The organism is Arthrobacter sp. zg-Y1110, from assembly GCF_025244865.1.
GTDB lineage: Bacteria > Actinomycetota > Actinomycetes > Actinomycetales > Micrococcaceae > Arthrobacter_B.
The window spans coordinates 659,909-681,149 of the sequence record NZ_CP104272.1 but is presented as its reverse complement, the minus strand read 5'-3'; the positions used below and the strand labels follow the sequence as shown (position 1 = coordinate 681,149).

Below are 21,241 nucleotides of genomic sequence, written 5' to 3'. Positions count from 1 at the left end.
TCCGCCGTCGCACGCCGCTGTTTTTGCCCGTCGAAAGTAACGCCGGGGATCAGAGACCGACGTCGCCGGCTTCCATGAACCCGGAGTCCACCAGCGCGGACTGGACGGTGTCCTTGGTGACCACCTGCGGATCGAGGATGTAGGTGGGGACCACCTTGACCTCGTTGTTGTACGTCTCGGTGTCGTTAACCTCCACGTCCTCTCCGTCAACGAGGGCCATGATCATGGTCTCTACCTGGCTGCCGAGCTCGCGGGTGTCCTTCCAGACGGTCATGGACTGCTGGTCTGCCAGCATGGCCTTGACGTTCGCGACGTCGGCGTCCTGGCCGGTGATGAGCGGCCAGTCCGAGCCGGGCTCGTACCCGGCGGAATTCAGCGAGGCCTCGATACCCAGCGCCAGGCTGTCATTCGGGGAGAGCACGACGTCGACCTTCTCGCCTCCGGTGTAGAAGGACTGCAGGCGGTTGTCCATTTCCGCTTGTGCGTCGACGGACTGCCAGCCGAGGATGCCGATGGACGTCCACTCGTCGTTGCTCGCCGGGGACTTGCCGGAGGGAACCACCAGCTGGCCGCTTTCCACGTAGGGAAGCAGGACGTCCCATGCTCCGGAGAAGAAGAACGAGGCGTTGTTGTCGTCGGGGCTGCCGGCGAAGGGCTCGAGGTTGAACGGGCCCTTGCCCTCTGCCAGGCCGAGCTGCTCTTCGATGAACTCGCCCTGGAGCTGGCCCACCTTGTAGTTGTCGAACGTGGCGTAGTAATCCACGGCTTCGGTGCCGTTGATCAGGCGGTCATAGGCGATGACCTGAACGTCCTGGTCCTTCGCGTCTTCGAGCGCCGGGCCGAGGGTTTCGCCGTCGATGGCCGCGACCACAAGGATCTTCGCGCCGCCGGCGACCTGGTTCTGGATCTGGCTGATCTGCTGGTCGGTCTTGTCATCCGCGTACTGCAGGTCAACGGTGCAGTCCTGGGCTTCGAGTTTCTCTTTGAGCCCCTCACCGTCATTGATCCAGCGTTCGAGGCTGCGCGTGGGCATGGAGATCCCGACGTTGCAGGAGCTCGCCTCGCTGTCTCCGTCAGCGTTGGAGCCCGCGGGTGCACAGGCCGACATGCCTGCCGCCAGGCCGACGGCCAGGAAGACCGCCGAGACATTCTTGATTCTGGTCATGCTGCAAAACCTTCGAAAAGGATCCTGCCGGTGCGGAGCCGTTCCGCCCCGCTGTCGGCGGAAACGGCCACGGTCCGCCCGCGGGCTGGATCGAGCGGATACAACGCTGTAGCGCCCAGTCGACGCATGGCATCAACAATTTGTAGGCGAAGACAACATATCCTGATGTGGCGTACATCACAAGAGGAAATTAGAAAAGTTTCCACGTCGATTCCGAGGGATCGGGAACCCGACTCCGGCCGATGCGTTGCCCGCAGGCAGCACCCCGGCCACCCCGTATTGACGCCCGTGAGCCGCACCCATAGCGTCCCCCATACACTCGCGCCGCCGCACCGTCACTGGGTGCGGCACACCGCGGCACCGCCGGCCGGTCGATGGTGACCGGCCGGCGTCGTCCCGCACCGCCGCACGCTCCACGATGCGGACTCGAAGCAGTACCCGCTGCACCAGGGGGTGGGCGCAGCCTCTCTCTGAGGGATCCTTCATGCAACTTCGACATCGAACCGCCGCGGCGGTTGTCACTTCCCTTGCCCTGCTCGGGCTCACCATTTCCCCGGCCGCCGGAACGCGCGTCGAAACCGCCCCTGCCAGCAAACTTCCGGATCTGCCCACTCCTGCCGAGTACTTCGGTTTCGAAATGGGCGACGAGGGCCGGCTGGCGGCTTTCAGCGACATTTCCGAGTACTTCGAAACCATTGCCGACTCATCGCCCGAAGTGGAGTACGAGGTGGTGGACCGGACCACGGACAACAACGAATATCCGATCCTGCGCCTGAGCAGCGAGGAAAACCTGGGCCGGCTGGATTCGATCCTGGCCGTCAATGAACGGCTTGCCGATCCCGACGCCATGGCCGCGGAAGCCGCCGGCGCCGGGATGGAACCGGAAGAGTACGCCCGGCAGCTCGCCCAAACCACGGTCCCTGTCTACTACATCGAAGCGTCCATCCACGCGACGGAAGTCGGGAACACCCAGGCGCTGGTCGACATCGTGCACCGCCTGGCCACCGAGGATTCCGAGGCGATGAACCGGATCCTGGACAATCTCGTGGTGCTGGTGGTGCCTTCCGCCAATCCGGACGGCCAGCAGATGGTGGTGGATTACTTCAACTCGACCGCAGGCACGGAATACAACCGGGTCTATCCGGACCTCTATCACCGCTACGTGGGGCACGATAACAACCGCGACTGGTTCATGTTCACGCAGAAGGAATCCCGCACCCGGGTGGCGCTGGAGCAGAAATACCGGCCGGTGGTGCAGCACTACATGCACCAGGCCGGCACGGAAAGCCCCCGGATCTGGACCCCGCCCTATGACGAACCGCTCTCCCCCGATGTGGACCCGATTGCCATCTCATCCTCCAACGCACTGGGCCAGTTCACGCAGCGGGACCTCGTGGCCGAAGGGCTCAAGGGCGTGAAGTCCGACGACGCGTACGGCATCCTGTGGAACGCCGACGTCGCCGGGTACGGCACCTTCCTCGGCACCTCCACCTTCCTCACCGAGATCGCTTCCGTCCGGGACCTCGCCTACCCGTACACCGGCGAGGGCGTGCTGGAGCCGGTGGACAAAACCATGCGCTCTCCCCTGCCGTATGACTCGGACACTTGGACGCTGAAGCAGATTGTCCAGTACGCCACCTCGGCCGCGTTCTCCGGGCTGAACACCGTGGCCGGCGATCCGCAGTCCTGGCTGCTCAACAACCTCTACCGGGTCAACGCGAACAGCGAAACCTGGGACGGCGGCCCGTACGCGTACGTGGTGCCCGCCGACCAGCGGGATCCGTACGCGGTGTACGACATGATGCGGATCTTCGACTTCGGCGAGGTGGAGATTGAGGAGGCCACCGCACCGTTCACGGCCGAGGGCCGGGAGTTCGACGCCGGGTCCTACATCATGCGCACCCAGCAGCCGCTGGGCCGCTGGGTGGATCAGCTGCTGCGCATCGACGAGTATCCGGACAGCGCCCGGAAATGCGACGACTGCCCGCTGATCCTGCCGTACAGCGAAACCACCGACAACGTGGCCCTGTTTATGGGCGTGGATGTGGCGGCGGTGCAGGAAGAGTTCGACGCCGAGACCCGGCAGGTGCGCGCCATCACGCAGGAGCGCATCCGGATGCCCCGTGCACCCGGTGCCGACGGCGCCTACATCCTCAGTGCCGAGTCCTACGGGCTGGGCCGGATCATCGACGCACTGCAGGACGCCGGCGTGGACGCCTACCGGGCCGCCGGCGCGATCACTGTCGACGGACAGGAATTCGCGCCGGGTGCCCTGATGGTTCCCGCCGGAGAGGCCCGGGCACGGGAAACGCTGACCCGGGCCGTCCGGGACACGGCGCTGCCGGTGTACGCCACCGCTGCAATGCCTGCCACCGGGGCGGTCCAGCTCGCCGAGAACACCCGGGTGGGCTTGGTCCGGGGCGCCAACAACATGCCCGGCGGCTGGCTGATGTGGATGATGGACCAGTTCGGCACCAACTACGAGGTGGTGGAGGCCGCGGACTACGCCACCCTGTCCGAGCAGTTCGACACCCTTGTGCTGGCTCCGGGCATCACCACCGAGCGGCTGACCGTCGGGCTGGACGCCACCAAGTATCCGGAGGAGTTCGCCTGGGCTGCCGGTGTTCCGGACGCTCCGCAGCGGCTGGCCGACTTCGCCAACCAGGGCGGGAACGTCCTGGCCCTGGGATCCTCGTCCCTGACCGCCGCGTCCGCGATGGGACTGCCGGTGGAGAACGTAACTCCGACGGACCGGGAAGTCTTTACTGTGCCCGGTGCGCTGCTGGCCCAGGAGTATGACACCTCCCAGCCGGCGGCGTGGGGCATGCCGGCGGCCTGGCCCACCTGGTTCAACAACGACGCCGCGTTCCGGCTCACCGGCGAGGGCACCTCGGTGTCGCGCTATCCGGCCGAGGGCAACCCGCTGGTCAGCGGCTACGCTCTTGGTGCCGAGGCGCTCAACGGAGCCACCAACATTGCGTCCTTCGATGTTGGGGAAGGGGAAGTGACCATTGCCGGCGGACACATCACCTTCCGCACCTGGCCGCGCGCTTCCTGGACGGTGGTCACCAACGCCATCTACAACGGTGCAGGCACCGAGCTGACGGCCGATGAAATGGCTGCCCGGTTTGGGGGTTAGTCGTTCGCCAGGCGGTTCCCGGGTTGGAGCGTTTTGCTCCGACCCGGGAATGTCCGGGGCGGACCCTCACTGCTGGGCCGCGGAGTGCCGGTAGCCGCTGGGGGTGAAGCCCAGGACTTCCCGAAACGCGTTGGCCAGGTGCGCATGGTCGGCGTAACCGAGATCGGCGGCAACATCGGCAATGGAGAGTTCGGTGTTGCCGCGCAGACGTTCCGCTGCCTCCTGCAGCCGGTAGCGGCGGATCATCGCCAGCGGCGGCAGGCCGACAAACCGGCGCGCCAGGCGCTGCAGGGTCCGGACGGAGACACCGAGCTGGTCGGCTGCCTGGTCAACCCGGGTCAGCTCGCGGTCGGATTGGATCAGGTCCTCCAACCGATTGGCCGCTTCGGCTTCGGCTGTTGGTACCGGTACGCGGGCCTCCAGCCACGCGGCTACCGCCGCCGCAGCGCGCTCCCGGCGGCGAGCGCCGTCGTCGTCATCCCCCGCTCCACCGGCGCCGCAGCTCATGGCGGCCATCACCGCGGTATGCAGGTCCGGGGCGTGGAACGGGATTTCCGCGTCGCGGAGTCCGCCCGGGTCATCAGTGAAGACCGGTACGGCTGCCGGCCGCAGCAACATCCCGACGGCCCAACCCCGCCCCGCCAGGTCGCGGAAGGAGCGCCGCGTGGCGGGACCGGAAAGACTGACACCTTCCTCCTGCACCACCAGGTTCAACGCCGGGAACGGCAGGACCTCCTGCCGGGAGACCTTGCCGGGTGCCAGGTCCCATTCCGGAATCCAGACCCAGCGAAAGCGGTCCCGAAGCGGGTCCGGCGGGAGCAGCCGGTGGAACGCAGGCAGCCGAGCGGGATAAAGCAACCCACGCCACTGTTCCTCCATAGCCTGCTCATTTCTCGTGCTTCCTGGCCTGTCGCGAATCTTCAAGCGCCACCCTACTGCTGCTGCCTAGCCTTGCAGCATGACATTCACAGACAACACCACTCCAGACGAAACCATCACCGGCCTCACCGGAGAACACACCACGGGCGGGATTCCGCACGGCGCCACGAGCCTGACCCCGTTCCTGGCCGTACCGGATGCCCGGAACGCCACCGCCTTTTACCGTGACGTGTTCGGGGCCCGGGTGGTGGACGTGACCGAGATGGACGGCATGGTGGTGCACGTCGATCTCGACTTCGGCATGGGCCGGCTGCAATTGGGCGAACCCAATCCCGCTTTCGGGCTGGTGCTCCCTCCGGAAGGGGACAACGACTGCTACTCGCTCGGGCTCTACTGCGCCGATGCGGACCAGACCGTCGCCCGGGCGGTGGCGGCCGGCGCCGTTGTCCGCGAACCACTGACGACCTTTGTCTCGGGAGACCGCTTCGCCAGTATCCGTGACCCGTTCGGGGTCCGCTGGTCAGTGATGTCCCGGGTGGAGGACCTTTCCGAGGAGGAAAGCGCCCGCCGTGTCGCCGAGTGGGCGGCGGAGCAGTCCGGCGGAGACAGCTGAGCCGCCGCCGTGAAGGCGGCGGCTCAAAGTGCCGGGCGCTTCAGCGGCTAGAGGCGCTTCAGCGGCTAGAGTCCTCAGTCTCAATGCTGATCATCCAGCTGGTTCCGAACCGGTCGGTCAGCATGCCGAACATGTCTCCCCACGGCGCTTTTTCCAGCGGCATGGTCATCTGGCCGCCGTCGAGCAGTTTGTCCCAGTACCCGCGGAGCTCCTCACCGTTATCACCGCTGAGGGAGATGGAGTAGCTGCTGCCCGAGTCCATATTCATGCTGTTGGGCGTGTCCGAAGCCATTAACACCAGGCCATTGTCAGTGGTCAGGGAGGAGTGCATGATCTTGTTCGCCTCGGATGGATCCTCGGCCATGTTCATGTCGCCGAAGGTGGAACTTTCCAGCGTTCCTCCGAAAACGTCCTGGTAGAACGCCATCGCTTCGGCGGCGTTGTCCCGGAAGCTGAGGTAAGGGTTCATCAGGGTGGACATGGTTGTCTCCTTACGGGTGACGGATCGAATGCTCCCGAGTATGCGCCGACCTCCATCCCTGCGGAACCCGCCGGACCAAATTCCGCCCTGCGCGGTCCGGTCCTGCGGCTTCCCTGCTTTACTTCCCCGCCGGCCGCCCGCGCACCGCAGACCACTCGCTGTTGATAACGGCGTCGCCCACGGGCTCCCAGTCATTCGTTTCCACGAGGGAAGCCACGGTGTCCCGGTTCAGGTCCGGGGCGCCGCCGTCGACGTCCGCCGTCGGATAGCAGACCCAGAGGGATCCGCCGGGTTCGACGGCGGCGGCAGCCTTGGCCAGGTCATGCGCCAGGTCGGCAGCGGAGGCTACGAACAGCAGCACGACGTCGGCCGGGAAGCGCCCGTCATCCTCGGCGAGGAACGCGGAGTCCGGCAGCAGCCCGGCCACCTCGGGAAAGTTCTTCGCACCGTAGACGGTGACGCGGTCCGTTTCGGAAATTTCAAACGGCTGGGCTGATTCGGGTGACACTTGGGGGGCTCCATTCCTGGGCACGAGACTCTGGTGGTACGGGCGGCATCGAACAAGTAAGCCGCCTTTCCTATTGTTTCAGTTACGGCCCCCGGATTGCCCCGGTTTTGGCGATTCGGAAGCACCGAATCTGTAACGACAGCGCCTTCTGAAACCGCTGGCACTCGTCCTTGCCGTGACCCACAACACCTCAACTCCTGGCAGCTCCGCTAGAGGCGCACCGCATCAAAAAGTAAAGGGCCTCCCGGACGACGAATAGTCGTTCCGGGAGGCCCTTTAGTTTCCAGTTCAGCGGCAACCGATCCTAGCCGCGGCCTCCCCCGTGCCCTCCGCCGCCCCAGCCAGCGTGATGACCCGGATGACCGTGGTGTCCATGGTGGCCGTGATGACCGCCGTGCCTGTCACTGACGTAGAGACTTCCGGCCAGCCGGAGATCCTCCACCGAGCGGCCCACGTAGATGGGGACCTCTCCGGTGGGAGTCACCCAAGCACTCTCGGTCTCGTCCCAGTACTGCAGGGAGCGCGGATCCAGCTCGATTTCCACCCGGTCCGACTCCCCCGGCGCCAGCGTCACACTGCCGTACCCGGCGAGCTGCAGGGCCGGCGTCGGAACATCGGTGGGCAGGTTGCCCACGTACACCTGCAGTGTTTCCTCGCCGGTGTAATGCCCCGTGTTCCATACCCGCACCGACACCGCGGCCTCCGGATCGGAGGCGTCCACCTTGTGCGTGGTCCGCAGTTTCCCGTAGTCGAACTTCGTGTAGGACAGGCCGTGGCCGAAGGGGAAGAGCGGAGTCAGACCTTGCTCGAGGTACCCCTTGTAGCCTACGAACACGCCCTCAACATAGGGAACCTCAGGATCCACGATCTCAATGAGCGAGAACGGTGCCGGCGGTGCCACCTGGACGGCCTGCTCGTCGCTGACCGGGAAGGTGACCGGCAGCTTGCCGGACGGGTTCGCGTCGCCGAACAGCAGCGCCGCCGTCGACGTTCCCTGTGCCTGGCCGGGGTACCAGATTTCCATCACCGACGGTACGTCCTCGATCCACGGCATGGTCACCGGACCGCTCGTCGCCAGTACGACGACGGTGTTCGGGTTCACTGCCGAGACAGCCGAAATGAGCCGATCCTGGTCCTGCGGAAGCACCAGCGAGCCGCGGTCAGCGGCCTCCCCGGTGTAGTCCCGCGCCACGATCACGGCCACTTCGGACTCGGCGGCGAGAGCCACCGCTTCGGCCATGGCCGGCGGCAGGACGTCCTCCGGCGGAGTCCAGCCGAAGCGCATCATGGCTCCGGGCTGATCATTGAGTCCGCCGTTGAACTGGTTCGGCGCGTCCGTGGTGTAGTCGATCCGCACGGCCACATTCTGTCCGGCGGTCAGGTCCACGGTTGCTTCCTGGGTGCCGAACGGCGCAGCCGGTCCGGTGATGACTTCCTGCTCGTTCAGGAACAGCCGGGCGGTGCCCAGATGGGTCAGGGACAGCGTGTAGCTTCCCGTGGTGGGCGCCGCCAGGGTGCCGGTCCAGCGGACGGAAATCGGCTGCGACGCCAGCTGCGCCCCGATGCCCGGTATCTGGGAGGTGTTGATGGTGTCGGCCGAGATACCGGTCCGCAGATTGACCTGCAGCTCGTCCCGGGCCAGTGCGGGCTCACCTTCGAAGGTATTGATCCCGGTCCAGTAGCTCGCGGACAGGTCCGTCAGCACTCCGCTGGGGACCGGCGGCGGGCCGGGAATCGTGTCGCCCAGGGACACCGGATCCGTACCGGGCGCCCATTCGACGGCTGTTCCGGCAGCCCGGGCGGTGATCCCGTCCAGGATGGTGGTCAGCCGGGCAGGGTTGGGAATGGCACCGCTGCCGCCGCCGTCGATGTACCAATCGGCGTCGGAACCGATGACCGCCACGGAACCGGCGTCGTCATCCAGCGGCAGGGTCCTGCCCTCGTTCTTCAAAAGCACCGCCGCTTCGAGGGCGGCCTGTTCCGCCACCTCTGCGTGCTCGTCGAGCATTTCCGCGGGCACCGGCGGGTCGGCCGGCTGCGGGTTGATGAAGGAGCCGACCGGCGGGTTGTCCACGATGCCCTTGTCGAACATTGTGCGCGCCACCCGGCGGGCGGCGTCGGTCACCCGTTCCTCGGAGACCTGCCCGTTCTGCACCGCCGCCAGGAGCGCGGGTCCGGAGAATTCGAGGCCCGGCCCGGCGACGTCGAGCCCCGCCGCGTAGTCCTCGAAACTGTGCGCGGCGTTGAAGTCCGAGGAGACGAACCCAGGGAAGCCCAGCTGGCCCTTGAGGATCTGGTTGAGCAGCGTGTCATTGCCGCAGGCGAACGGCCCGTTCACCCGGTTGAAAGAGCACATAATGGCGCCGGGATCCCCCTCGCTCACCATGGTTTCCCAGGGGCGGGTGTAGGTCTCCTGCAGGGTCCGCTCGTCCACCAGGACGTTCACGTGCCCGCGGCGGGTCTCGAAATTGTTCAGGTTGTAGTGCTTGGGAAGCGCCGAGATGTCCGCGCTCTGCTCACCTTGCACCTGCCCCGCGGCAATGTCGCCGCTCAGCATTGGGTCCTCGCCGAGGTCTTCCCACATCCGCCCGTTGAAGGGCGTCCGGACCAGGTCCATGGTGGGGCCGGCGATGGCGTTGTAGCCGGTCGCCCGGGCTTCCTCACCGCCCACGGCGCCGTAGGCCTGGGCGAGTTCCGGGCTGAAGGAGGACGCGAGTCCCACTCCGGCCGGCAGTGCCGTGGTGTCCTGGGTTTCCAGGGCGAGTCCGCAGCAGCCGTCCTTGCTGCGGATGGGCGGCAGGCCCAGTTCCGGCAGCCCCGGCCCGCCGCTTTGGATCAGGTAGGTCACCTTCTGTTCCATTGTCATCACGGCGACCACCAGGTCCGCCCGTTCATCCGGTGACAGTTCCGGGTCCATCCACGGCATGCCCGGCGGCGCCTGGGATGGGAGCGCCACCCCGGTTTCCGGTGTTAGGGGTGCCGCAGCGGCACCGGCTGGGTAAAGGCTTCCGGCAACCAGCATCGCTGCAAGCGACGCCAGCCCGAGTCGTACTGATTTTTTTCGTTGATGCATGGCTGTTCCCTCATACTGGGCCGCGTTCACCCCCAGGGGCGCAGCGGTGTCAGTTGCCGCATCCGGCGAAGATGCGAGAGTTCGCAGAACGGGTTGGCCCCTCCCCGACGGGCGGCCCGCGCAGCTGACGTGCCGTTCCGGGTGACGGGACGGCGGTGCGAGTGCAGGAAGGACGCTATGGGGCCGGAAGGGAAGGGACAACCAAGGTTCGCGGTATCGGTTGCCCGGGAGGGGATTTAGCCCGCGCATCCTTAGGTTGCGGGCCGCCCTTGATTCGCCGGGGCGGCAGGCGAAGACTTTTTACAGCGGCAGGAAACGACTGGACCGGACACCATCCGGGCGTCCGGCGGCTGCCGCTCGAAGGCGGTGTAATCCCATGGAACCCCTCCTTTCCCCGGACGCCGTTGCGGACCTGCGGGCGTCCCTGACCGGTTCCGTCGTCCTGCCGCAGGACGAGACGTACGACGACGCCCGGCGCGTCTGGAACGGCATGATCGACGTCCTGCCCGCGATGGTGGTGCGTGTTGCATCCGTGGAGGATATTGCCGCGGTCCTCGCCTTTGCGCAGCAGTGGAACCTGCCGCTGGCGGTCCGCGGCGGCGGGCACAACGTGGCGGGGAACGGGACGGTGGCGGACGGGATCGTGCTGGATATGAGTGGCCTGCGAGACGTCAGCGTAGACGTGGACAGCGGCACTGTCACGGTGCAGGCGGGAGCCACCATGGGCGACGTCGACGCCGCCACCGAACCGTACGGCCTGGCCGTTCCCATGGGCGTCGTTTCCGGCACCGGCGTGGCCGGGCTAACCCTCGGCGGGGGTGTCGGCTGGCTTACCCGCGCGCATGGACTGAGCATCGACAACCTGGTGGCGGCCGACGTCGTCACCTCCGACGGCGAGTCCGTCCACGCATCCGCTGGCGACCATCCTGAACTGTTCTGGGGGCTGCGCGGCGGGGGCGGGAACTTCGGCGTCGTTTCTTCCTTTACCTTCTCCGCCCATCCACTGCCCGCGCAGGTCCTCACCGGGAACCTGGCGTACGGCAATATGCACTGGCGCTCTGCGCTCCGCGCCTATGACGCGTGGGCGGCCGACCTGCCCGATGAGATGACCACCATCATCAGCTGCCTAGTGCCGATCGAGGAATGGGACATGGGGGACCAACCGCTGATGGTGATCGGACTCGCTTGGGCGGACCCGGATCAGGAGGCCGGGGCCGCGCTGATCCGGCAGCTTACCGCGGCAGCTCCGCCTGATATCGAGGCAGTGGAAGCGGTGCAATGGTCCGACTGGCAGACGGCCATGGACTCAACGTTTCCGCCAGGCTCCCGCGCCTACTGGAAAAACGCCTCCATCGACCGGCTGGATGACGCCGCCATAGACACCCTGGTCCGCGCCGGCTGTGACCAGACCTGGCACGGGACCGGCTTTGACATCCACCATCTGGGCGGCGCCTACGGCCGGGTCGCGGACGACGCCACCGCCTTTCCCACCAGGGATGCCCCCTATTGGCTGAACATTTACGGTTTCTGGCAGGACCCGGCGGACGACGCCGCGCGTACGGCTTTTGTCCGCGGGCTGGCGAAGGCCGTGGAACCGTTCTCCTCCGGCGCGCAGTACGTGAACTTCATGGGCGCCGAGGATCCAGTCGCACAGGGCACCGCCCCGTCCGTCTACGGCCCGGACAAGCTGGCCCGGCTCACCGCTTTGAAGACCGCCTACGATCCGCAGAACCTCTTCCGGCGGAACCACAACATCGTGCCGACCGGCTAGGAGGTCAGGGAGCTTCCTGTGAGACTTTGTTCTGCATGGACGGATGGGCGGAGCACTCCCCGTGCAGGGTTATTGCCCGATGGTGCGAGCTAACGGCATAGTCGACCATCAGCCCGTTCTCTCCTCGTCCGAAGGCGTTCCACGCCACGCCCTCCGGGTACGAAGGATCTCCGAGGACGCCGCTGACTTCCAGCCCCTGGTCTTCCATATATCGAATCATCGCATCGCGGTCCGCCTGCAGGTCCTCCGCACCCGGCCCAAGGACCTGAAGCGATAACTGATACGGAGACGTCCTCCAGTTTTCGACGTCGCAGGGTTCCGGGGTCAGCTCGTTGCCGGGTTCCAATGGCCACGGCTCCGAGAATTCCGTGGTCCAGCCGGCCTGCTCTCCGGTAACCGCTAGGATTTCTGCCATCTGAGCCACGAACTGGTCGTAGGACTCCCGTGAGGTTTTGTCCGTAGCGGACGGAGCAGAACCGCCGCCGGATCCTGACTGCCCCGTTTCTCCGGCGCAGCCGGACATGCTGGCAGCGACAACAGTCAGCATGCATAACAGCACAAGAGCTGGCCGCCGTATCCGGAAAGGGTTCATGAGTCAGGGCGCGTCCCGGGAGACGCCGTTTTGCATGGACGGATGGCTGGAGCACTCACCCTGCAGAATGACCGACCGTCGATCCTTGCTCGTACCGTAATCGATCGTCAATCCGTTCTCACCACGGCCAAAGGCGTTCCAGGCTACGCGTTCGGGATAGGACGAATCCCCGAACACCCCGCTGACTTCCAGCCCCTGGTCTTCCATATATCGAATCATCGCATCGCGGTCCGCCTGCAGGTCCTCCGCACCCGGCCCAAGGACCTGAAGCGATAACTGATACGGAGACGTCCTCCAGTTTTCGACGTCGCAGGGTTCCGGGGTCAACACATTGCCGGGTTCCAATGGCCACGGTTCCGAGAATTCCGTGGTCCAGCCGGCCTGTGCCCCAGTGACGGCCAGAATCTCATCCATCTGAGCCACAAACTCGTCATAGGATTCCCTCGAGGTTTTGTCGGTAGAACTGGCTTGATTTGTTGCAGGGCCATCAGGGGCGGTCATGGTTTCATTCCTTTCTGCACAGCCGGAGATACCGGCCAGGAGAGATAACAGAACTGCGATCAGAAGGACTTTTGACAGCTGCTGCACTTTGATTTCCAATCATTACTGAGCCGCTTTTATTAGTTCAACAGCCTCTTCACTTCCCCCGCTCGTGACCAGGGCGGTGATTTTCATGCTGAAGGTGCCGCCCTCCAAGTACAAATGTAAATGGTGATCCTCCACCGCTTCGTAGGAAATGTTATTCACGGTAACCTCATCGGAGCTGAACACCCTCCCGCCCCAGGGGTCAGCTTCGTCAGCAGGATCGGTTCGCCAGCTCATGTCGGATCCCCAGGGGGCAAGCGAATCCGCCTCTGCGGTCGTAACGAACACTTTTCTTTCCCCATCAGAGCCGAGGCCCACGTTAAAATCTGCGACCGCGACACCTTCCGGCAGACCTGCGGACGCAAGCAGCACCGCGCTTGCCACACCATAGTCCGTCTGCCCCAAGGCGATAGCTGTCATCGTGGTCCCGTAGGAGTGCGCAATGACGTTAACCTCAACGACGGTGCCTGCAGCGCTCCTGGTTAGGTACAAGCCATCGAGTGAGTCAGCAAACGCCGGGGCACCCTTTTCTGCGAGGTCTTCGCTGGTAACTTGTCCGAGAGTCGGTGATTCGTACCCCATATAGGCGATCACGGCTGTGTCATTCCCATAGATACCCTCTAGGCTTTGGCGCTTGCGGAGGTCGTCTGCTTGGGTGACCAGGCCGAGGGCGTCCACGGAGGAGCTGTACATCCCCGGTACCACGTAGGTGACGTTCCTGGCTGTGTCAGGATTCCCCACTGCGACTTGTGCCAGAGGGGCATCGGTACGCGGATCAAGCGAGATCAAGTACCGGTCCTTCTTGCTCAGGGCCAGGGCCAGGCTTTCCAGCGCCCCCTGCCTTACTGCCAGGGCTTCGTAATCCGTTCCGACCCTCCCGGAGTTCCGGAGGTCCTCGATTAGTTCTTGCTGAAGAATCCCAAGTAACTGCCGGTTTGCCGTATCGCGCGTCTTATAGGGCGCGCCTTCCAGGCTTCCCACCAGACCGGGAAGCGCAACCAGAAGAGCCCCCTGCTGCTCCGGGCTCAGCTTGCCCCAGAACTTCATTTCCTCATGGGGACTCATGCCGGCCACAAATTGTGCTGCCCCCGGCCTCTTGCCGAGTTCTTTCATCAGATCAGGGCCGGCCAAGAGCAGGAGATTGTAAAAGGCTTTGATGTCCTCGGGGCTGGCGTCGGGAGCCAATGCCTTGTCTAAGGCTGCAATGGCATCATCACGCTCAGTAGCAGCCAGATCCATGACGAACGATGGATAGGAGGAAATGACGTCGGGGCTGGATCGTGCAATCGCGCCCAGCGAACGGACGCAGGCTTGCCTCGCCTGCTCATATCGTTGGGTGATCTCGGCAAGACGGGTTTGCAGGGGAGCATTCAATTCTTCGCGGGCAGCCTCCATCTCGTAAGTGGACGCGTCCTGCGCATTCAACTCGTCCAATCGCTCCAGCCATACCCCATACGCCGCATTGGCAGCCTCGTCCAAGGCTCGGGTCTCATAGTCGATCTCTTCCAGTTCCCGGCCGAAGGTGTCCAAGGCTTCCTGAAATACGCGCACGCTTTCAAGATGGGTCCCAGCCTGCTTGGACGGTTCGTCCATGGCCCGGAGGGCAAGCTCCTGTTCCGGGGCTTGATAAACCAGGCCCAGTGCCTGCCATCTATTGCCGGCCGAGGACACGACTTCCTGGAACACCTCGGCACCGGCCAGGATTTCCTTGGCTTTTTGCTGGATCGGTCCGCCATCCGGCAGCAACCGCAACTCAAGGGTGTCAACAAAGAATGCATGCCGGAGGTACGTCATTCTTCGGCCCTCAAGTAATAACCGTTCGAATCCTGGAGTGATTTTATGGGCGGTGAGGATGCCGCGCGCTGGGCGTTCATGACATTCATGGCCATCTCCTCATCGCCCCTCTGGTATTCGGTCACGGCCTGCCCCACGCCCATAACAGCGTTGTTGCATCGCACCATAATTGCCGACTGGTCGCGCCAAAGGATTTCCGTGCCCGCACGGGTGACTGCCGCCGATACTTCCGCGCACTTCCCCAGGGCTTCAACCAGAGCCTCGATCTGGGACTCCAACGTATTTCTGGCCGCTTCTAATTCGTCGAACTCACGGGAAGCGTCCGCCAAGAGGCTTCGAACCTGGTCCACCTGAATGTCTATTTCCATCAGTTCCCCCTATATGGCCATCAACATATGGGAAAACAAACATATAGGGAATGGGTAGAACTACCCATGCAGGCCAGCCAAGGGTTGGGCAAACCCCCGTCCGGTCTTGGCCCGGAACTGACTGTTGGTCTTATCCCTCCTCTTGTCAGGCCTCCCGCAACGGCAACCGCGGGAGCAGAATACGTGGTACCGCGGCCGGCCCCGTGGCCTGCCGACATCAGCAACAAACCTTGGATTGTTGAACAATCCAAGGTGACCGGGCACACTGTAGAAACACATTGCATCAGAAGCAGGAGGCAGGACCATGACCGTCATTGACCTGAACAGCGACGTTGGCGAGTCCTTCGGCAACTGGAAGATGGGCGATGACGCCGCCGTCTTCGAATCCGTATCCAGCGCCAATGTGGCCTGCGGTTTCCACGCCGGTGACCCCTCCACCATCGCCCGGACCTGCCGCGACGCCGTCGCCGCCGGTGTCACCATCGGCGCGCACCCTGCCTACCGGGACCTGGCCGGTTTCGGCCGGCGCTTCCTGGACTGCTCCTACACCGAACTGTTCGACGACGTGCTCTACCAGCTGGGCGCCCTGCAGGCGATGGCGCGGGCAGCCGGCTCAGAAATCCGCTACGTCAAACCCCACGGCGCGCTGTACAACACCATCGTGAGGCACGAAGTCCACGCCAAGGCCGTGATCGACGCGGTCCGCACCTTCGACAAGGACCTGCCTGTCCTGCTGCTGCCCGGCGCCGTGGCCCTGGACATCGCCGCCGAGGCTGGCCTGCGCGGCGTCACCGAAGCCTTCGCCGACCGCAACTACAACCCCGACGGCACCCTGGTGTCCCGCCGCGAGGCCAACGCCGTGATCCACGACGCCGGGCAGGTCACCGTCAACATGGTCCGCCTGGCCACCCAGGGCACCATCACCGCCGTCGACGGCACCGACATCCCCATGTCCGCCGAATCCATCTGCGTGCACGGCGACACCCCCGGGGCCGTGGCCATGGCGAAGGCCGTCCGCGCCGGGTTGGAAAACGCCGGCGTGACCATCCAGAGCTTCGTGTGAGCACCACCCCCAAGGCGCACACCGGCGGACCGCGGATCGGCGCCATCCGCCCCGCCGGCACCAGGGCCCTGCTGGTCGAGCTCGGCTCGCTGGCCGACGTCGTCGCCCTCCATGCCCAGTTGCAGGCCCGGCCCCTGCCCGGCCAGATTGATGCGCTGGCCGCCGCCGGAACCGTGCTGGTCCGGTTCGCCGGACGCAGCGAGACAGTGGCCGCCGTCGGGCTCCTGGAGCACCTGGACTTCAGCCACGCCGAACTGCCCGACGCCCGCACGGTCACCATCGACACGGTGTACGACGGCGAGGACCTCGCCGAGGTGGCCCGGCTCACCGGTCTCTCCGAAGAGGCGGTCATCAACGCCCATACCGGCACGGCGTGGACCGGCGGGTTCGGCGGTTTCGCCCCGGGCTTCACCTACCTCGTCGGCGGGGATCCGGCGCTGAACGTTCCGCGCCGCAGCACCCCCCGCAAGGCGGTTCCGGCCGGCTCGGTGGCCCTCGCCGGCGACTATTCAGCTATTTACCCCCGCACCTCCCCCGGCGGCTGGCAATTAATCGGCCGTACCAACGCCAAACTATGGGACCTTTCCCGCCCCAACCCTGCTCTCATCCGTCCTGGCGATTCAGTCATTTTCAACCCCGTCCGTGAATTGATTACCACCTCTCTATCGCAGGCGAAGGCGGACAATGGAACCCGCGATTCCGTGAGCCCCGCATCGCTGAACGCGACAGGGCTGGCAAGTCCCGTGAGTCCCGCATCGCCGAGTGAGGAACGACGAGGCAGCGAAGGATCAGGGTCCCCTCTCCGAGCTTGCGAGGAGGAGGGTGGATCCGAAGCGCTAAGGGGCGATGGGACTTTCCAGCCCACCCAAGGCGAGGGCAGGTCCCAGGATGACCACGGCTATCTCGAGGTTCGCAATCCAGGCCTCCAGTCCCTGATCCAGGACTTGGGCCGCCCCGGTTATGCGGACCTCGGCGTCTCCGCCGCCGGCGCCGCCGATACCCGCTCGGCCCGCCAGGCCAACCGGCTGGTCGGCAACCCGGCGGACGCTGCCGTGATCGAGAACCTGTTCGGCGGACTGGAGCTGACGGCACACGGCGACACCGTCCTGGCACTGTCCGGAGCGGAGACACCGGCCGCCGTCGTATCCCCAGGCGGCACACGGGACCGGCCCGCACCGCTGAACACGCCCTTTGCCTTGCTGGACGGGGAAACCCTGAGCCTGGGCACACCGTACCGCGGCGTCCGTATCTACCTTGCCGTACGCGGCGGGCTGGCCGTGGACCCGGTGCTGGGCAGCCACAGCACCGACACGATGAGCGGCATCGGCCCGGCACCGCTCGACGCCGGCACTCGCCTGCCCGTCGGCGACGTTCCCGGCGTCGCACCGGTCGGCACCGCCGAACCGTCTCCCCTGCCCGAAGGCACCGCCCCGGGCACCCTGGGCGACGGCCGCACACCCACTCTGCTCCGGATCACCGCTGGTCCGCGGCAGGACTGGTTCGGCCCCGACGCCGCCACCGCCCTGACCGCACACATCTGGCTGGCCACCAATGAGTCCAACCGGATCGGCGTGCGGCTCGCCACCGACCCGGCTGACCCCGACGCCGCCCCGCTGGAACGCGTCCGGGACGGGGAACTGCCCAGCGAAGGCGTAGTGGCCGGCTCGCTGCAGGTGCCGCCTTCGGGCCTGCCCGTATTGTTCCTGGCCGACCATCCGGTCACCGGCGGCTACCCGGTGATCGCCGTCGTCGTACCCCAGGACCTGCCTGTTGCCGCCCAGCTGCCGCCCGGACACCCGGTCCGCTTTGTTTTCTCGAACCCCGACACCCTGGCCCCGCTCTCCGCGGAGGAAACCGCCGGGCTGTTTACGGAAGGAACCCCATGAAGAAGGTCCTGATCGCCAACCGCGGCGAAATTGCCGTGCGCGTGGCCCGCGCCTGCGCCGACGCCGGGATCGGCTCCGCCGCCGTGTACTCGGACCCGGATGCCGATGCCCTGCACGTGCGCCTCGCGGACGAGGCCTATCCCCTGCACGGCTCCGCCGGCGCGGACACGTACCTGAACATCCCCAAACTGATCGACGCTGCCCGCCGCGCCGGCGCCGACGCGGTACACCCCGGTTACGGATTCCTCTCCGAAAACGCCGAGTTTGCCCAGGCCGTGCTCGACGCCGGACTGACCTGGATCGGGCCTTCCCCGCAGGCCATCCGCGACCTGGGCAACAAGGTCACCGCCCGCGACATCGCCGTCCGCGCCGGAGCCCCGCTGGTGCCCGGCACCGAGGGACCGGCCCAAAGCGCCGAACAGGTCCGCGCCTTCGCCGAGGAGCACGGCCTGCCCGTGGCCATCAAGGCGGCCTTCGGCGGCGGCGGCCGCGGCATGAAGATCGCCCGCCGGCTCGAAGACGTCGAGGATGCCTTCGAATCAGCCGTCCGCGAAGCGGTGTCCGCCTTCGGCCGCGGCGAGTGCTTCGCCGAACGGTTCCTGGATAAGCCCCGCCATGTGGAGGCCCAGGTGCTGGCCGACACGCACGGCAACGTCGTCGTCGTCGGTACCCGGGACTGCTCGCTGCAGCGCCGGAACCAGAAACTCGTGGAGGAAGCCCCCGCCCCGTTCCTCACCGATGAGCAGCGGGCCACCATCCACGAATCCGCCAAGGCCATCTGCCGCGAAGCCGGCTACACCGGTGCCGGGACCGTGGAATACCTGGTCTCCCCCGACGGGCTGATCAGCTTCCTGGAAGTGAACACCCGGCTGCAGGTGGAGCATCCGATCACCGAGGAAACCACCGGCGTGGACCTGGTCCGCGAGCAGTTCCGCATTGCCGACGGTCTGCCGCTGTCCTTCACGGAGGATCCTGTGCCGCACGGTCACGCGTTCGAATTCCGGCTTAACGCCGAAGACCCGGCCCGCGGATTCCTGCCCGGCCCCGGCCCCGTGGAGACTTTCGAGCCGCCCACCGGCCCGGGCATCCGGATGGACTCCGGCGTACGCTCCGGGTCCGTGGTGCCCGCCGAGTATGACTCGCTGATGGCCAAACTGATTGTCTGGGGCGAGGACCGGCCGCAGGCCCTGCGCCGGGCACGGGCCGCCCTGGACGAACTGGTGATCCGCGGCGTGCCTACGGTGGTGCCCTTCCACCGGGCCGTGGTGCGCTCGGAGGCGTTCAACCGCCCCGACCAGCTGGGCGTGCACACCACCTGGATCGAGTCCGAGTTCGCCGAGCCGCTGGCCGCCTCGCCGGAAATCGCCGCGTCCCTGCCGGGCGCCGAGCGGGAAACGGTGACCATCGACGTCGACGGCAAGGCCGTGGCCCTGGGTGTGCCGGCCGCGCTGCTCAACGCGCTGCGGGCCGGCGGCGGCGGTGCCGCGGCCGCTCCGGCCGAGGCCGGCGCCGCGGACGAGAGCGTGCTCGCCTCGCCGATGGCCGGGAACCTGGTGAAGTGGCTGGCCGACGACGGCGCGCAGCTGGCCGAGGGCGATCCGGTGGCCGTGCTGGAGGCGATGAAGATGGAAACCACCGTCCGCGCCCACCGGGCCGGCACCTTCGCCCGTGCCGGGCTGGAACCGGGCACCGCCGTCGGCCGCCGGGATTCGTTGGGGACCATCGGCGCCTAAGACCCGGATGCCCGGCCGTTCCCCGCGGCCGGGCATCCGTTTACCCTCTAGTGCCGCTAGATTAGGGAGATGCCTGTGAACCTGGGGGACGCCACCATCGAGCGCGCCGACCACGCGAACACCACGGTGTGGGTGGCCGATGTGCTGCGCGCCAGCATCGCCGCAGGCGAACTCCTGCCCGGCACCAAACTCTCGGAACAGCAGCTGGCCGCGTCCCTGCAGGTCTCCCGCAATACCCTGCGCGAGGCGTTCACCATGCTCAGCATTGAAGGCGCCGTCACCCGCTATCCCAACCGCGGGGTGTTCGTGGCCGCTCCCGGGGCCGACGCCGTGCGGGAGATCTACCGGGTGCGGAAGATGCTGGAACCCTCGGCCGTGCTCTGGGGCCCGGAACTGGACCTGGACCGGCTGGACGCGGTGATCGCCCAGGCCCGGGATGCGAAGGCCCGCGGGGCGGTGGCGGAAATGGCCGCCGCGAACCAGGCCTTCCACCAAGGGCTGGTCGCAATGTCCGGCAGCGCGCATCTGCAGCAGGTGATGGGCCGGGTGCTGGCCGAAATGCGCCTAGTGTTCCACGCCATGAGCAGCCAGCCGGACTTCCACTCCACCTATGTGGAGCAGAACGCCCGGCTGGTGGACCTGCTGCGCGCAGGTAAACGCGCCAAGGCCGCAAAGGTGCTGCAGGCCTACCTGGATTCCGCCGAGGCCGAGCTGCTGGCGCACGTGCATCCGTAGGCTCGGCTCACGGCACGGGCCGATCTACGGGACCAGGTAGGAACTGTCCCGCGCATCGGTGATGAGCATGTGCCCCGGTGCGTGCCCGATGGCCAGCGCCGGCTTCGACTCCATGACCGCCGCCTGCGGGGTCACGCCGCAGGCCCAGAACACGGGCACGTACCCGTCGGCAATCTGCACCGGCTCGCCGAAGTCGGGCCGGCCCAGATCGGTAATGCCGATCTCCGCCGGATTGCCCACGTGCACGGGAGCGCCGTGCACCGCCGGGTAGCGGGAGGTGATCCGCACGGCGTCGGCCACCTGCGAGGCGGGCACCGGCCGCATCGAGACCACCAGCGGTCCGGCCATGGATCCGGCCGGTTCGCAGCGGACCGAGGTGCGGTACATCGGCACGTTGGTGCCCTGGTCGATGTGGGCGATCCGGATGCCGCCCTCCTGCAGGGCCGCCTCGAAGGTGAAGCTGCAGCCGACAATGAAGGTGACCAGGTCCTCGCGCCAGTATCCGGTGATGTCTGTGGGCTCGGCGACCTTCACACCGTTTTCGTACACGGTGTAGCGGGGCAGATCGGTGCGGATGTCACCGCCGGCCAGCAGCGGCCCGGCGGTTTCCCCTGCGTCGAGCACTCCCAGGATGGGACAGGACTTCGGGTTGCGCTGGGCGAACAACAGGACGTCGAAGGCCTGCGCCTTGGGCACGATGATCAGGTTGGCCTGCGCGTAGCCGGCGGACCAGCCCGCTGTGGGCGTGACCAGTCCGTCCCGGAACATCGCCCGGGCTGCGGCCGGTGTTAGGCCGGCCGGGTTCAATACCGCCGCGTCGGTGAGGTTTTCCATGTCAGCTCATCCTTTCCGGAGG

Annotated in this window: 17 protein-coding genes; 7 read left to right on the top strand and 10 right to left on the bottom strand. The window is 66.2% G+C overall.

Annotation, left to right across the window (positions count from 1 at the left end; all coding sequences use genetic code 11):
• Positions 1 to 49: 49 nt before the first annotated feature.
• Positions 50 to 1,165: a multiple monosaccharide ABC transporter substrate-binding protein gene (gene chvE / locus N2K99_RS03255; protein ID WP_227933851.1), complete on the bottom strand. Its 1,116-nt coding sequence runs from the start codon at positions 1,163 to 1,165 to the stop codon at positions 50 to 52.
• A gap of 484 nt (positions 1,166 to 1,649) precedes the next feature.
• Between chvE and N2K99_RS03250 the strand changes: the two genes are divergently transcribed.
• Complete coding sequence (locus tag N2K99_RS03250) at positions 1,650 to 4,304, top strand: M14 family zinc carboxypeptidase (RefSeq protein WP_227933850.1); 2,655 nt, start codon at positions 1,650 to 1,652, stop codon at positions 4,302 to 4,304.
• A 66-nt stretch (positions 4,305 to 4,370) separates the two neighbouring features.
• Here the strand turns inward: N2K99_RS03250 and N2K99_RS03245 are convergent, their stop codons facing one another.
• Positions 4,371 to 5,183, bottom strand: a complete 813-nt coding sequence (locus tag N2K99_RS03245; RefSeq protein WP_227933849.1) for a helix-turn-helix transcriptional regulator — start codon at positions 5,181 to 5,183, stop codon at positions 4,371 to 4,373.
• A gap of 79 nt (positions 5,184 to 5,262) precedes the next feature.
• Between N2K99_RS03245 and N2K99_RS03240 the strand changes: the two genes are divergently transcribed.
• Complete coding sequence (locus N2K99_RS03240) at positions 5,263 to 5,796, top strand: glyoxalase/bleomycin resistance/extradiol dioxygenase family protein (RefSeq protein WP_227933848.1); 534 nt, start codon at positions 5,263 to 5,265, stop codon at positions 5,794 to 5,796.
• Positions 5,797 to 5,854: 58 nt separating this feature from the next.
• Here the strand turns inward: N2K99_RS03240 and N2K99_RS03235 are convergent, their stop codons facing one another.
• The 3 genes from N2K99_RS03235 to N2K99_RS03225 form a co-directional block, all read right to left on the bottom strand.
• Positions 5,855 to 6,277 carry a VOC family protein gene (locus tag N2K99_RS03235; protein ID WP_227923168.1) on the bottom strand — a complete coding sequence of 141 codons (423 nt, stop codon included), beginning with the start codon at positions 6,275 to 6,277 and terminating at the stop codon, positions 5,855 to 5,857.
• Positions 6,278 to 6,395: 118 nt separating this feature from the next.
• Complete coding sequence (locus N2K99_RS03230; RefSeq protein WP_227923166.1) at positions 6,396 to 6,785, bottom strand: hypothetical protein; 390 nt, start codon at positions 6,783 to 6,785, stop codon at positions 6,396 to 6,398.
• 304 nt (positions 6,786 to 7,089) lie between these two features.
• The gene (locus tag N2K99_RS03225; protein ID WP_227933847.1) at positions 7,090 to 9,741 is read right to left on the bottom strand and encodes a glycoside hydrolase family 3 protein; all 2,652 of its coding nucleotides are present in this window, start codon (positions 9,739 to 9,741) and stop codon (positions 7,090 to 7,092) included.
• A gap of 493 nt (positions 9,742 to 10,234) precedes the next feature.
• Here N2K99_RS03225 and N2K99_RS03220 point away from each other — a divergent pair, with 493 nt between their 5' ends.
• Positions 10,235 to 11,629: an FAD-binding oxidoreductase gene (locus N2K99_RS03220; RefSeq protein ID WP_227933846.1), complete on the top strand. Its 1,395-nt coding sequence runs from the start codon at positions 10,235 to 10,237 to the stop codon at positions 11,627 to 11,629.
• 4 nt (positions 11,630 to 11,633) lie between these two features.
• Here N2K99_RS03220 and N2K99_RS03215 read toward each other — a convergent pair whose 3' ends face one another.
• Genes N2K99_RS03215 through N2K99_RS03200 form a run of 4 tightly spaced genes read right to left on the bottom strand, consistent with a single transcriptional unit; the run spans position 11,634 to position 14,968 of the window.
• Positions 11,634 to 12,176 (bottom strand): hypothetical protein, encoded by a 543-nt coding sequence (locus N2K99_RS03215; protein ID WP_227933845.1) that lies wholly within the window; start codon positions 12,174 to 12,176, stop codon positions 11,634 to 11,636.
• A 48-nt stretch (positions 12,177 to 12,224) separates the two neighbouring features.
• Positions 12,225 to 12,809, bottom strand: coding sequence for a hypothetical protein (locus N2K99_RS03210; RefSeq protein ID WP_260554761.1), 585 nt, complete (start codon positions 12,807 to 12,809; stop codon positions 12,225 to 12,227).
• 15 nt (positions 12,810 to 12,824) lie between these two features.
• Positions 12,825 to 14,600: an alpha/beta hydrolase gene (locus tag N2K99_RS03205; protein WP_227933843.1), complete on the bottom strand. Its 1,776-nt coding sequence runs from the start codon at positions 14,598 to 14,600 to the stop codon at positions 12,825 to 12,827.
• On the bottom strand, positions 14,597 to 14,968 hold the full coding sequence (locus N2K99_RS03200; protein ID WP_227933842.1) for a DUF6507 family protein: 372 nt from the start codon (positions 14,966 to 14,968) through the stop codon (positions 14,597 to 14,599). The genes N2K99_RS03205 and N2K99_RS03200 overlap by 4 nt, the downstream gene beginning before the upstream one ends.
• Positions 14,969 to 15,272: 304 nt before the next feature.
• Between N2K99_RS03200 and N2K99_RS03195 the strand changes: the two genes are divergently transcribed.
• The 4 genes from N2K99_RS03195 (at position 15,273) to N2K99_RS03180 (ending at position 20,385) form a co-directional block, all read left to right on the top strand.
• The gene (locus N2K99_RS03195; RefSeq protein ID WP_227923152.1) at positions 15,273 to 16,031 is read left to right on the top strand and encodes a LamB/YcsF family protein; all 759 of its coding nucleotides are present in this window, start codon (positions 15,273 to 15,275) and stop codon (positions 16,029 to 16,031) included.
• Positions 16,028 to 17,917 carry a carboxyltransferase domain-containing protein gene (locus tag N2K99_RS03190; protein WP_227933841.1) on the top strand — a complete coding sequence of 630 codons (1,890 nt, stop codon included), beginning with the start codon at positions 16,028 to 16,030 and terminating at the stop codon, positions 17,915 to 17,917. The genes N2K99_RS03195 and N2K99_RS03190 overlap by 4 nt, the downstream gene beginning before the upstream one ends.
• Positions 17,914 to 19,650 carry a biotin carboxylase N-terminal domain-containing protein gene (locus tag N2K99_RS03185; protein ID WP_227933840.1) on the top strand — a complete coding sequence of 579 codons (1,737 nt, stop codon included), beginning with the start codon at positions 17,914 to 17,916 and terminating at the stop codon, positions 19,648 to 19,650. Before N2K99_RS03190 ends, N2K99_RS03185 begins: the two co-directional genes overlap by 4 nt.
• Positions 19,651 to 19,719: 69 nt before the next feature.
• The gene (locus N2K99_RS03180; protein ID WP_227933839.1) at positions 19,720 to 20,385 is read left to right on the top strand and encodes a GntR family transcriptional regulator; all 666 of its coding nucleotides are present in this window, start codon (positions 19,720 to 19,722) and stop codon (positions 20,383 to 20,385) included.
• Positions 20,386 to 20,409: 24 nt separating this feature from the next.
• Here the strand turns inward: N2K99_RS03180 and N2K99_RS03175 are convergent, their stop codons facing one another.
• Positions 20,410 to 21,219 (bottom strand): putative hydro-lyase, encoded by an 810-nt coding sequence (locus N2K99_RS03175; RefSeq protein ID WP_227933838.1) that lies wholly within the window; start codon positions 21,217 to 21,219, stop codon positions 20,410 to 20,412.
• Between the last annotated feature and the right edge of the window lie 22 nt (positions 21,220 to 21,241).